This window comes from Niabella yanshanensis (assembly GCF_034424215.1).
Taxonomy (GTDB): Bacteria; Bacteroidota; Bacteroidia; order Chitinophagales; family Chitinophagaceae; genus Niabella; species Niabella yanshanensis.
This window is the reverse complement of the sequence record NZ_CP139960.1, coordinates 1592898-1604931: the sequence shown is the minus strand read 5'-3', so window position 1 is coordinate 1604931 and position 12034 is coordinate 1592898. Positions and strand designations below refer to the sequence as shown.

The 12034-nt window shown below is 42.2% G+C and carries 12 protein-coding genes and 1 tRNA gene; 9 read left to right on the top strand and 4 right to left on the bottom strand.

Annotation, left to right across the window (positions count from 1 at the left end; translation table 11 throughout):
• Nucleotides 1-117 precede the first annotated feature (117 nt).
• The 4 genes from bla to U0035_RS06220 all read left to right on the top strand — a co-directional run bounded on the left by bla (nt 118) and on the right by U0035_RS06220 (nt 2870).
• Nucleotides 118-978 (top strand): subclass B3 metallo-beta-lactamase, encoded by an 861-nt coding sequence (bla, locus tag U0035_RS06235; RefSeq protein ID WP_114789160.1) that lies wholly within the window; start codon nt 118-120, stop codon nt 976-978.
• Nucleotides 979-1083: 105 nt separating this feature from the next.
• Complete coding sequence (trxB, locus tag U0035_RS06230) at nt 1084-2028, top strand: thioredoxin-disulfide reductase (RefSeq protein WP_114789159.1); 945 nt, start codon at nt 1084-1086, stop codon at nt 2026-2028.
• 87 nt (nt 2029-2115) lie between these two features.
• Entirely contained in the window at nt 2116-2472 is a 357-nt protein-coding gene (gene folB, locus U0035_RS06225; protein ID WP_245957572.1) for a dihydroneopterin aldolase, read from the top strand.
• Nucleotides 2473-2537: 65 nt separating this feature from the next.
• Entirely contained in the window at nt 2538-2870 is a 333-nt protein-coding gene (locus tag U0035_RS06220; RefSeq protein ID WP_114789157.1) for a hypothetical protein, read from the top strand.
• Between the two features lie 6 nt (nt 2871-2876).
• Here the strand turns inward: U0035_RS06220 and U0035_RS06215 are convergent, their stop codons facing one another.
• The gene (locus U0035_RS06215) at nt 2877-3362 is read right to left on the bottom strand and encodes a cytidine deaminase (RefSeq protein WP_114789156.1); all 486 of its coding nucleotides are present in this window, start codon (nt 3360-3362) and stop codon (nt 2877-2879) included.
• A gap of 154 nt (nt 3363-3516) precedes the next feature.
• Here U0035_RS06215 and U0035_RS06210 point away from each other — a divergent pair, with 154 nt between their 5' ends.
• From U0035_RS06210 to U0035_RS06190, 5 genes are all read left to right on the top strand, one after another.
• Nucleotides 3517-4446, top strand: a complete 930-nt coding sequence (locus tag U0035_RS06210; protein WP_114789155.1) for a 3-keto-disaccharide hydrolase — start codon at nt 3517-3519, stop codon at nt 4444-4446.
• Nucleotides 4447-4498: 52 nt separating this feature from the next.
• A tRNA-Met gene (locus tag U0035_RS06205) sits at nt 4499-4570 on the top strand.
• Nucleotides 4571-4780: 210 nt separating this feature from the next.
• Nucleotides 4781-5653, top strand: a complete 873-nt coding sequence (gene era / locus U0035_RS06200) for a GTPase Era (RefSeq protein ID WP_114789154.1) — start codon at nt 4781-4783, stop codon at nt 5651-5653.
• 220 nt (nt 5654-5873) lie between these two features.
• Nucleotides 5874-7184: a ribosome biogenesis GTPase Der gene (gene der, locus U0035_RS06195; RefSeq protein WP_114789153.1), complete on the top strand. Its 1311-nt coding sequence runs from the start codon at nt 5874-5876 to the stop codon at nt 7182-7184.
• A 56-nt stretch (nt 7185-7240) separates the two neighbouring features.
• The gene (locus tag U0035_RS06190) at nt 7241-7588 is read left to right on the top strand and encodes a hypothetical protein (RefSeq protein WP_114789152.1); all 348 of its coding nucleotides are present in this window, start codon (nt 7241-7243) and stop codon (nt 7586-7588) included.
• A gap of 117 nt (nt 7589-7705) precedes the next feature.
• Here the strand turns inward: U0035_RS06190 and U0035_RS06185 are convergent, their stop codons facing one another.
• The 3 genes from U0035_RS06185 to U0035_RS06175 are packed head-to-tail and all read right to left on the bottom strand — an operon-like array spanning nt 7706 to nt 11966.
• Nucleotides 7706-8461: a zinc ribbon domain-containing protein gene (locus U0035_RS06185; protein ID WP_114789151.1), complete on the bottom strand. Its 756-nt coding sequence runs from the start codon at nt 8459-8461 to the stop codon at nt 7706-7708.
• Between the two features lie 50 nt (nt 8462-8511).
• Nucleotides 8512-9606: a Nif3-like dinuclear metal center hexameric protein gene (locus U0035_RS06180; protein ID WP_114789150.1), complete on the bottom strand. Its 1095-nt coding sequence runs from the start codon at nt 9604-9606 to the stop codon at nt 8512-8514.
• A 26-nt stretch (nt 9607-9632) separates the two neighbouring features.
• On the bottom strand, nt 9633-11966 hold the full coding sequence (locus tag U0035_RS06175) for a hypothetical protein (RefSeq protein ID WP_114789149.1): 2334 nt from the start codon (nt 11964-11966) through the stop codon (nt 9633-9635).
• Between the last annotated feature and the right edge of the window lie 68 nt (nt 11967-12034).

The window sequence follows — 12034 nt, the reverse complement described above, 5'->3', positions numbered from 1 at the left end:
ATCTCTGCGTATCCTCTGCGTCCTGTTCTTCTTTGCGGTTAGCATTTTTGAAACGGGCGAAAGCGCGTTTTTTTATAAGTTCGCATCAGCGATATATTATAAAGATTATTTGATACTATGAAAAGAATATTACTATTAGCAATTGTATGCGCGTTATTGTGTGTTTCAGTATCTGCTTGGTCTCAAAAAGTGAATGAGCCTGCAGGCAACCCGGAGTGGGCGAAACCTTATAAGCCCTTTAGAATTGCGGGCAACCTGTACTATGTGGGTACTTATGACCTGGCTTCTTATCTTATTGTTACCAATAAGGGAAATATACTGATCAACACGGGTTTGTCCAGCTCAGCCGGTCTTATTAAGAAGAACATTGAAACGCTTGGCTTTAAATTTTCTGATATCAAAATATTACTGACCAACCAGGCGCATTACGACCACCTGGGTGCAATGGCAGCTATTAAAAAACAAACTGGCGCTCAATTTTATGTAGATGCAGCAGATGCTGAAGTGTGTAAGGCCGGGGGCGCCAATGATTATGAAATGGGGCATTTGGGGATGAGCTTTCAACCGGTTATCCCGGATAAATTGCTAAAAGATAAAGATGTGATCCGGTTGGGCAATACCCGGCTTACCTTGCTGCATCACCCTGGGCATACCGAAGGTTCCTGCAGTTTTTTACTCGATGTTGCTGACGGAAAGCGGCTGTATAAGGTGTTGATTGCAAATATACCCAGCATTATCACTGATAAACCTTTTTCGAAGATTCCTGCCTATCCCCGTATTCGTGAAGATTACGCATACACCCTTCAGGCTATGCAAGAGCTGCAGTTTGAGCTTTGGGTAGCTGCTCACGCCAGCCAGTTTCAGCTGCATTCCAAACGAAAAGAAGGCGATGCTTACAACCCATCTGTTTTTACCGACCGCAAAGGCTACGATAAGCTATTGGAAGACATCTCAGGAGCATTAAAAAATCACCCGTAAAAAACTTATACACCGGATGTTAACGATAGGGCATCAATTTGAGCCCCTATAGCCCATACTAAACCTTTTCCTTCTATTTTTGTATTTATTCAAATCAAAAAATATATGGCAGACGAGAGTATAGAAAGAGTGCATTGTTTAATTATAGGTTCGGGACCGGCGGGGTACACAGCGGCTATTTATGCGGCACGTGCTAACCTGAAACCGGTTTTATACCAGGGGATTCAGCCCGGTGGTCAGTTAACGATCACTACAGAAGTAGAAAATTACCCCGGCTACGCAGAAGGTGTACAGGGGCCGGAGATGATGATAGATTTTGAAAAACAGGCAAAGCGCATGGGTGCTGATATCCGCTATGGATTAGCTACCAAGGTCGATTTTTCGGGTCACCCGCATAAAGTATGGATTGATGAGGAGAAGCTGATAGAAGCAGATGCTGTTATCATTTCTACCGGGGCTTCGGCCAAATGGTTGGGCTTACCTAGTGAAGAGAAATACAACGGCTTTGGGGTAAGTGCCTGTGCGGTTTGTGATGGTTTCTTCTTTAAAGGAAGAGATGTAGCGATAGTAGGTGCCGGAGATACAGCAGCAGAAGAGGCTTTATATCTTTCTAAATTATGTACCAACGTGCACATGCTGATCCGTAAAGATGAAATGCGCGCCAGCAAAGTAATGCAGGAGCGTGTATTGAACACACCTAATATCAAAATTCACTTCAATACCGAAACGGAAGAGATATTAGGAGAGAAGACAGTGAATGCAGTAAAAGTACGCAATAATCAAACCCAGGAAGTGAGCGAGATACCGGTAGGTGGGTTCTTCGTGGCTATTGGTCACCAGCCTAACTCGGATATCTTTAAGGGCTTTTTGGATATGGACGAAACGGGCTACATTCAAACAATTCCGGGTACCTCCAAGACCAACATCGAGGGGGTATTTGCAGCAGGCGATGTGCAGGATAAGATCTATCGCCAGGCAGTAACTGCCGCGGGTAGTGGTTGTATGGCTGCTTTGGATGCAGAAAGATATTTGGGCGAGAAGGGTCTATAATTTGGAATAATATAGAATGATAATTAAAAAGTTCCCAACCGGGAACTTTTTATAATTTAGGTATGGCAATAATCTTAAACAATTACAATGTTGATTACTTTACACCTGGAGAAATTACAATTCTTTGCCCATCATGGTTTGTATGAAGAAGAAAAGAAATTGGGGAATGAGTTTGAACTGAATATTTCGGCTTCGTTTTTTTCGACCGAACCCGTTATAACCGAAATAGACCAAACGATTAATTATGCGATAATTTACGAGCTGGCTAAAGCAGAAATGCTTGATCCCCGTGAATTGCTAGAAACCTTTCTTTCCCAGCTGGCAGAAAAGATAAAAAGCCGGTTTCCTGAATTGGTGAAGTTGAAGATGAGCCTGTACAAACTGCAAATGCCTATTACCAGCTTCCAGGGGCGAATAGGGGTGGAGATAGAAAAAGAGTATTGATTTTTTTTCAAAAAGTGTTGCGCTTGTATATCAATCCGCGTTGTACCTTATACAAACTATAATATATGAGAACGACCGTTGTACTTTTAATTGCCATCTTTTTAGTTGCTTGCTCCAAATCTGATAATAAAGTAGAGTCGGACTGCGATGCCAAAATGATTGCTAAGTTTAAAGACCAGATCACCTGTACCGAAATTCCGACCATGGGTCCTTGTTACTATTTAGCCAAAGGGATTTACAAGGGGGAGGAAATATATTTTATGAATATTGTTTGTGCTGCCTGTAATACCATGCCACCTGGGGAGGGCTACAACTGCGATGGCCGTAAGATAGTGATCGAAGATTTTACAAAAAACGTAACTGATGCCAGGGCTGTTAGTCCTCAAAGAAAAGACTAAGACATACTACTTCAGATCACCTTCGCTGAATGCGAAGGGCAGCAGATCTTTTGCCGTTTCAATAATATAAACAGGACCCTCCGAGCCGGCTAATACCAGGCGGATAGGATGTTTTACCCTGTTCTCATATTCCACCAATGATTGCCTGCACATGCCGCAGGGAGAGATGGGGCGGTTACTTTCTCCCTCCTGGGGCTGGTAAGTAATGGCCATGGTTTCAATAATCTCGTTAGGATATAAAGTGCCTATAGCTGCCAGCAAGCTGCGTTCTGCACAAATACCTACAGGAAAAGAAGCATTTTCCTGGTTGGTACCTTTTACTATTTGCCCGTTTGCCAATTGGGCTACACTGGCTACATGAAACCTGGAATAAGGTGCATAAGCTACAGACGTCAATGCGCGGGCCTCCTCTAAAAGGTTAGCGTCATTTTGCTCCAGAGCTGAACTGTCTTCTACAACCGTATAAGAGAATTGATAAGTTTTTTCTTTCATTACTTTCTGTTTGCCACGAAACAAAGGAGGCGGAGGCTGAAACAGAATTAACCTTATCTGCCAGTTTTTTCCTGCTGTTCCCGGTTAATAAAGATACTATTGTTATATTCACATCTCTAAAAATATATTGATTCAAAAAACTTAAACCTTTTTTATGTTTAAAAAAGTTGTTGCTTTTGCTATTGCCGGTTTAGTTTCATTAAATGTTTGGGCTATGAATGCAGACGATTTAATTGGCCGATGGGATATAACCCTTGATAAAGATGGTAAAGCCAAGCCATCGTGGCTGGAAGTAAAGCTATCAGGTATGAAAACCCTGGTAGGATATTTTGTTGGCGACGACGGCAGTGCGCGCCCTGTTTCAAAAGTAAAATTGGAAAATGGTAAATTTTCTTTCGCCATACCCCCCCAATGGCAGGCAGAGGATAACGACCTGGTGGTAGAAGGTGAGTTGAGCGGTGGAAGCCTGAAAGGCACGATGGTGTATCCTGATGGGAAAAAATACAGCTGGACGGGCGTAAGGGCGCCTTATTTAAAAAGAGAAAAAGCGCCTGTTTGGGGAACGCCGGTAAAATTATTCAACGGTAAAGACCTTACGGGATGGAAGGCTGTAGGAGCTGCGAATCAATGGATAGTAAAAGACGGCATCTTGTCCAGTCCTAAATCAGGAGCCAACCTGATCTCTGATCAGAAGTTTGAAGATTTTAAGCTGCATGTAGAGTTCAGGTATCAGAAAGGAAGCAATAGCGGTGTATACCTGCGTGGCCGGTATGAAGTGCAGATATTAGACAACGATAAAAGCGAACACCCTTCTAATGTATTATACAGTGGTGTTTATGGCTTTTTAGCGCCAAGTGAGATCAACTCGAAAGGCCCTGGCGAGTGGCAGAGTTATGATATTACTTTAATAGGAAGAATGGTTACGATTGTTGCAAATGGTAAAACTGTGATCAGCAACCAGGAAATTCCGGGTATAACAGGTGGTGCTTTGGATAGTAATGAGGGTGAACCCGGACCGCTTTATTTCCAGGGCGATCATGGCCCGATCGAGTTCAGAAATATCACGATTACACCAGCTAAATAAAATTTATTTGGGAAACCGTTTGCTATGTCAAAAATATCTCGTACATTTGCAGTGCGAGATAGAGCAGCGGTAGCTCGTCGGGCTCATAACCCGAAGGTCCTAGGTTCGATCCCTAGTCTCGCAACTAAAAAAGAAAGCCGTTCGCTTTAATGTGAACGGCTTTTTTGTTGAAGTAAGGGTTTGTATTTTTGCGCCAACAATAAATAAGGATCATCAATATTGCGTCGCATTCTTGTGCAAAAGGATAAATGTCATCGTTTGTTGGTAGAGAGCGAATTGTATTTTTAATCTTGGCGTTCTTTGTACGAAGAACTCCTTTGGAGCGTGATATAATATGAAATCAGGTTTTGTAAATATATTCGGAAGGCCCAATGCGGGTAAAAGCACTTTGCTCAATGCGCTCATGGGCGAGAAGCTGGCAATTGTATCGCATAAGGTACAAACCACGCGGCATCGCATTAAAGCCATTCTTAATGAGAAAGATTACCAGATCATTTTCAGCGATACACCAGGCATTATCAAGCCTGAATACAAGTTGCACGAAAAAATGATGCAATCTGTTAAGGGGGCCCTGGAAGATGCAGATGTGGCATTGCTGATCGTTGATATTAATGACAACTGGGATGAATGTGATGCTATTTTCAGCGCCTTAAAATTAAGAGTGCCGGCCGTATTGGTATTGAATAAAGTTGATCGAACCAATAAGGAGCGTATAACAGAAGCCGAAGCTTATTTTTCGTCAAAGTCTTATGTAAAAAAGACAGTGGCAATATCGGCCTTAACAGGTATTAATTACAAAAAATTCCTGCAGCCCATATTGGAGCTATTGCCTGAGGGGCAACCTTTTTACGAAGACGATAGTATCAGCGATCTGCCCGAGAAATTCTTTGTAAGTGAACTAATCCGGGAGAAGATATATGAACAGGCACATGATGAAATTCCGTATCATACTGCCGTTTTAATACGGGAGTTTAAAGAAAAAGAAACGCTTACTAAAATTGTAGCAGATATCATAGTACATCGTGAAACGCAGAAAATGATCCTGATCGGCGAGAAAGGAACGATGATCAAAAAGCTGGGAACTTCGGCAAGATTGGATATCGAAGCATTTTTGGGCAGAAAAGTATTTTTGGAGTTGTTTGTAAAAGTAAAGCCTAAATGGAGAGACAATGATCTGCATCTGAAAGAGTACGGGTATGGGCAGTGAGACGAGCGAGTAGGGTTTGACGAGTAGCTAGTAGGATATAGGGTGGAGAATGGCGAATGAGGAGTGAATGGTGAGTAGTGAGAAGGGAAGCCGGTTAGCTGAAAAAGTTTGGATACCGGTTTGATCCCGGTCGCCTCCACATAATTTAAAAGCAAGCTGCGTAGCAGCGATATATTAATAGCCGCAGGGCGGCGATATATTAATAAAACAAAATAATAAAATGGGTTTTACATTAGCCATAGTCGGCAGACCAAATGTGGGAAAGAGTACATTGTTTAATCGCCTGCTGGAGCAGCGCAAAGCAATCGTAGATGACGTAAGTGGTGTTACGCGCGACAGGCAGTACGGTATCAGCGACTGGAATGGTAAAAATTTTAACGTAATTGATACGGGAGGTTTTGTGCATGGCAGTGAGGATGTATTTGAAAAAGAGATCGCTAAGCAGGTAATGATTGCAGTGGAAGAGGCGGATGCCATTGTATTTATGGTAGATGCCGGCACAGGCATTACACACCTCGATGAAGAAATGGCTAATGTATTGCGTAAAAGCATCAAACCTGTTTTTTTAACGGTAAATAAAGTAGACAACAATGATCGTATGCTGGATGCCACGGAGTTCTACAGCATGGGATTTGAACAGGTATATTTTATCGCCTCAGCCAGCGGTAGCGGTACCGGTGAATTATTAGATGCTGTAGCCGATTTGATCCCGGAGGAGAAGAAGGATGAAGAAGGTAAAGATGAACTTCCCAAATTTGCGATCATCGGGCAGCCTAATGTAGGCAAGTCTTCTTTGTTAAATGCTTTGGTGGGGCAGGAGCGTACAATTGTAAGTGATATTGCGGGCACCACAAGAGATACCATTCATACACATTACAATCTATTCCAGAAAGAGTTTACCCTGATCGATACGGCCGGTATCCGCCGCAAAGCCAGGGTGCATGAAGACCTGGAGTTTTATTCTGTTATACGGGCTATTAAAGCTGTAGATGAGGCTGATGTATGTTTGCTATTGATTGATGCAGAAAAAGGTATTACCGCACAGGATCTGAACATATTCAGTTTGGCAGCACGGAAGGGAAAAGGGGTTTTGTTGCTGGTGAATAAATGGGACCTGGTTGCGAAGGAGACCAATACTGCCCGCGACTACGAAAACGAATTAAAGAAGCGCCTGGCTCCGTTTAGCGATGTACCGGTAGTATTTATTTCCGCCCTGGAGAAAACACGTATTTTTAAGGCGATGGAGACGGCGCTTGAAGTGTATGAGAACCGCAGCCGTAAAGTACCTACTTCCAAATTAAATGATGTAATGCTGAAGGCTGTACAGGCGCACCATGCACCCGTAGTGCGCGGACATGCCATTAAAATAAAATTTGTAACGCAGTTACCTACCGTTGTTCCCTCATTCGCATTCTTCTGTAATTTTCCTGATGATATTAAAACGCCTTACCGTAATTACCTGGAAAATCAGCTACGTAAGAACTTTGATCTTAGCGGTGTGCCGGTGAGGTTATACTTTAGAAAAAAATAATTAAGAATTCTTTAAGGTTACCATTTGCTCTTTTTCGGATTTATTAAAAAAAGAAAATGAAAAAAATATCTTTTATTCTGTTGAGCACCGGCATTTTATTTTTGGCTTCCTGTGAAACCGCTTCTACTACAAAAGAAGCAGAAGAGGATTCTATGGATCTTATTGATAAAACAGTAACGGATAGCTCGAGGGAAATAGATACAGCCCTGTCTTCCATAGGAGATTCATTAAAAGCTGATATAGATAGCGCCACCTATAAAATAAAGGAAAGAACGAAGGCGTTGGGTGATGTTGCCAAGCAGAAAGCGAATGAAGGTGTAGAAAAGCTGAAGGAAGGAGCGCAGAAAATCAAAGACGCAGCCAAAGCAGGTGTGGATGCCGCAAAAGATGAGTTAAAGAAATAAGATTGAGAATATTATTTAGAAAGGACTTGCGAAAGCAGGTCCTTTTTTAATGCAGTGAATGCAAAAAAAAACTCCAACCCTTTTGGGATTGGAGAAATAAAAAAAAGAAAAAATATTTTAGTTTACTTCGATATTATTGTGTAGCTCTTCGTCCACCAGAATACGGCCGCAGTTTTCACAAGCAATAATTTTCTTATGCTGCTTGATCTCACTTTGCTTTTGAGGAGGGATAGAGTAGAAGCAACCACCGCAGGCATCTCTCACAACCGGTACAACGGCTAAACCGTTACGGAAGTTACCGCGGATTTTTTCGTAACTCGTTAATAAACGTGGTTCAACTTCTTTTTTGGCTTCTTCTGATAATTTTGCAAATTCTTTCTCTTCTTTTTCGTTGGCAGAAATGATCTTTTCCAATTCTGATTTCTTCAACTCCAAAGAGCCCTCTTTAGTTGCAATATTCTTTTTAGCCTTGTCTAAAAGAATTACTTTATCTGCAATTTCTTCGTTTGCATCTTTAATATGCTTTTCGGCCAGCTTAATTTCAAGCTGTTGCATTTCAGTTTCTTTGTTAATAGCCTCAAACTCACGGTTATTCTTTACATTCTCGCTATCTTTTTCATATTTTTTGATCAGCGTTTCACTTTCTTTAATGGCATTTTTACGTTCTTCAATAAATTCAGTTACACCATTAATTTCTTCTTCTATTCTGGTTTGTCTTGCACGCAATCCCTGAAGCTCGTCTTCGAGGTCAGCTACTTCCATAGGTAGCTCGCCTTTTAAAATTTTAATTTCATCCAACTTGCTGTCTATTTTCTGCAAATTGATCAATGAACCTAATTTTTCTTCAATGGAAAATTCTTTTAATTGTGCCATATGTTTAAAATATTAATTCTTCTAAAATCCTAACCCTTCAAATTAAGACTTTAAAAGTATTGTACAGGATTTGTATTTACTCCTGTTTTAAGGACGGCAAAGTTAGGGAATTTTTGCTCTAAAAGATTCGCCAGCAAATCTGTCGTAAACTGCTCGCTTTCGTAGTGGCCAATGTCTGCCAGCAGCAAGTGTCCGTCCGCATCAAAAAATTCGTGGTATTTAATGTCTCCGGTTATATAAGCGTCTGATCCATAATTGATTGCGTTTTTCAGGAGGAAAATGCCTGAACCACCGCAAATACTTACCTTTTTGATAGTTTTACCCGTAAATGCGGTGTGCCTGATTACGGGAATCTTAAAAATTTGCTTTAGTTTTTGTAAAAGCTCCGTTTCTGTTAAGGGTATTTCCCATTCACCGGTGATGCCGGAACCGATATCCTGGTGCCTGTTGTTAAGGCCGATCACCTCGTAAGCCACTTCCTCGTAGGGGTGGTTGGCTTTGAGGGCCGATAGGATATGGCTTTCCAGCCAGGATGGGAAAAGTACTTCTATTTTCACCTCTTCATCCTCATGCCTTTTACCTGGTTCGCCACTGAAAGGGTTGGCCGCTTCATTAGGCTTGAAAGTGCCAATCCCGTTAACACGGAAACTACATTCGCTGTAATTACCGATATAACCGGCACCCGCTTCAAATAAGGCATTCATAGTATTACCGGCGTGAGAAGCAGGTACATAAAAGAATAGCTTGCTGAGCTGACCTCCCTTGGGTGCAAGGATGGAAAGGTTTTTCAGGCCCAGTTTTTCCGCAATTTTTCCGTTTACCCCGGTCAATACATTATCCAGGTTAGTATGAATTGCATAAATCGAAATGTCGTTTTTTATGGCTTTGAGAATGGTACGTTCAACATAGTTTTTACCTGTTATTTTCTTGAGGCCACTAAAAATAATGGGGTGATGCGCTATTATCAGATTGCATCCTTTTTCGATCGCTTCATCTACTACAGCTTCAACAGCGTCAAGACAGCACAGGGCCCCGGTGCATTCCCGGTTGGCATCGCCGGTAATCAGGCCTGCATTATCATAACTTTCCTGCAAGGTGAGAGGTGCTACTGATTCTAAATAAGAAATGATCTGTTTAATTGTCATAGCCAGCAAAAATAAATATTTAAGGACTATTCAACTGTTTGTTCTACCCATAAAAGCTTGCCTTCTTTTGTTACGCCTTCTGCAACCACTTTAAACTTTTTAGTACGATCGGTATTGTAAAATTGAACGGGAATGGACGCATTCTTATCGGAGGATACTGTTACCTCAGGTTGCCAGGCCAGGGTAAGCCGGTTGTCCCGGTAATCCACATCCGGAGGGGTGGAATAGTCAGGGCTGTAGAATTCTTTAATGATGCTGTAACCATCATAGTCCACGATGTCTCCCGAGGCTTCCATTTCTTCATTTAAATCCTCACCACGCTTGGTGTAAATGGCGATGGCTGCTCCATTACCCCGGGCTCCTATAAACTGGGGATAGATCTTAATCAGCGCAATTTGATTCGGCGGAATAGTAGAGATCAGGCTGGCATCCTGCATCTGCATTTCATCCAGGAAAAGCTGTACGGGTTGCTGGCGCAAATAAAGCTGGTACCCATCAAAAAACTGGCTATTTCTTTGTACCACCAGGCTGGGTACACGGCCAATCAGCCATTCAAATATATTGATCTGAGGTACGAACTGCCCGGTTAGATTAATCGTTCGCGCATTTATGTTTCCTGAGAAAAGTCCGCTCACATACTTTTTCTCCAACTCCTCCAGTGTGAGTCTTCTTCCTTCTATATTTACGTTATCCAGCAGCACGCCACCACCTCTTGCATAAGAGCTATACGCTCCTTGCATATTATTTAATAAAGAGGTGCCTGTGTTAATGGCAGGAGGCATCTGTAAAGCGGGCAAATTAAAAGTCCTGTATAGCGAATCTGTATCCAACTTTACTGTCAGGAACTTACTTTTATTGCCCATCACATCGCTAAAAAGGATTTTAGCCTTATCAAAAAATACAACGGAGTCCATTTTAAATCGTCCCTCTGCATCCGTCTTAACCAACTCAAGTGCACGCCCCGAATCAGAAGTGGCCACCCAAACCAGCAGGTCTCTATCCGCAAAATTCTTTTTAGAGCCGCGCACATTTACCTGGCCCGATAAAGATATATACCCTGGGTCTGTGTAGCCCGGAGTGGGCGGTTTGCTGCCGATGAGTTCCTTCCAGTTAAAGCGTCGCCAGCCATTGGTAAGCATCACCAGGTCCAATGCCTCTTTAGCCTGGGGAGCGCTGCTGAAATAAAAAGCTGGATGATGTACGTAGCCCGGAATATCGCTGGTTAATAAAAGGGAGGAAATGATATTTTCTTTACGGAGACCAGGTTCGTTGTAGTCATCGTCTGTTACCGACACAGAGAAATTGCCATTTACCGGTTCGTTAAAATCAATACTATAATGATTTTTACCCCGGACTTTGGTATTGATCTGTTGTGGATTAAGAACAGCATTAACAATATACTCTTTATTATCAACAAAGACCAGACGTTCGGCTAATGGCATACCGTCTTTATTGAAAAAAGTGATTTGTAAAATACCTGAATGAAGAGCCGATGTGTTAATAGTGCCTGGCTGGTTGTTGTTTACTGGTAGTTTAAACATCACCTCGTGCTGCATTTGCCCGATTATATAAGAAGGTGTAAAGCTTTCATCGCCGGAAGAAGTATAAGAATAGTTAACAGTGCTACTCGTGTTTTCTACCTGTATGGCAATGCCCTTGCCTGAAGCAACAGGTAGCGGATATGCTTTTCCATTCCATACGGCCTGGTAGGTTGTGCCGTCGGCTGGTTTAAGCTTAAACACGCCCATGCCGTCGTGAAGACTTTCAATCTGCGTAACGGTTGCTCCCGTATTATCTACGATACTGGCAGTAATATTTTCCGGCAGACCTTCGCCCGATGTGGCTTTGAAAGCAACCTTGTTTTCCACGCCGGCCAGTAAAGTGCCACCCTCGGGAAAGAATGCCAGTGCATGAGTATTCTTTGACGGAACTTCAGGCTTGTTGTTTCTTCCATGTACACGAATGGGAGTATTGTAGAGGAATACTTTCTCCTGATTCAACATTAAAGGAGTATAGGCCCTTACCTGGTAGGTTCCCGTTGACAATGTATCGGGTATATCAATCTGCCCGTAAGTAATGCCATTAAATACCGGGAGTACTTTTTGGCTGATCACTGCACCAGCCCGGTTGATCAGCTCAACAAAAAGCGTTGAATTACGGGCAGAAGGTTTGAAGTCTGAAATAAAATACCCTTTAAACCAGCTGGTTTGTCCTGCGAAATAATCTTTTCTATCCATGTGCAGGTATACCTTTTCAATAGGGGTAGACTGATGCCAGCCTTCCAGTATTTTTTCCTGGGCCGGCGCAACATGGAATGATAATAAGAAGAAAACGGATAATATTTGTTTATAAATCTTCATCGGGCATTGTTAAGTTACAAAAAAAATGGCGAAGTGTGTTTTACCCTTCACTATTATAGGATGCATTT

Coding starts and splice junctions, on each gene's coding strand:
- U0035_RS06185 (WP_114789151.1), bottom strand. CDS start 8,461: ATGGCACAATTAAAAGAATTTTCCATTGAAGAAAAATTAGGTTCATTG.
- U0035_RS06180 (WP_114789150.1), bottom strand. CDS start 9,606: ATGACAATTAAACAGATCATTTCTTATTTAGAATCAGTAGCACCTCTC.
- U0035_RS06215 (WP_114789156.1), bottom strand. CDS start 3,362: ATGAAAGAAAAAACTTATCAATTCTCTTATACGGTTGTAGAAGACAGT.
- U0035_RS06175 (WP_114789149.1), bottom strand. CDS start 11,966: ATGAAGATTTATAAACAAATATTATCCGTTTTCTTCTTATTATCATTC.
- era (WP_114789154.1), top strand. CDS start 4,781: ATGAAATCAGGTTTTGTAAATATATTCGGAAGGCCCAATGCGGGTAAA.
- der (WP_114789153.1), top strand. CDS start 5,874: ATGGGTTTTACATTAGCCATAGTCGGCAGACCAAATGTGGGAAAGAGT.
- U0035_RS06220 (WP_114789157.1), top strand. CDS start 2,538: ATGAGAACGACCGTTGTACTTTTAATTGCCATCTTTTTAGTTGCTTGC.
- U0035_RS06210 (WP_114789155.1), top strand. CDS start 3,517: ATGTTTAAAAAAGTTGTTGCTTTTGCTATTGCCGGTTTAGTTTCATTA.
- trxB (WP_114789159.1), top strand. CDS start 1,084: ATGGCAGACGAGAGTATAGAAAGAGTGCATTGTTTAATTATAGGTTCG.
- U0035_RS06190 (WP_114789152.1), top strand. CDS start 7,241: ATGAAAAAAATATCTTTTATTCTGTTGAGCACCGGCATTTTATTTTTG.
- folB (WP_245957572.1), top strand. CDS start 2,116: ATGTTGATTACTTTACACCTGGAGAAATTACAATTCTTTGCCCATCAT.
- bla (WP_114789160.1), top strand. CDS start 118: ATGAAAAGAATATTACTATTAGCAATTGTATGCGCGTTATTGTGTGTT.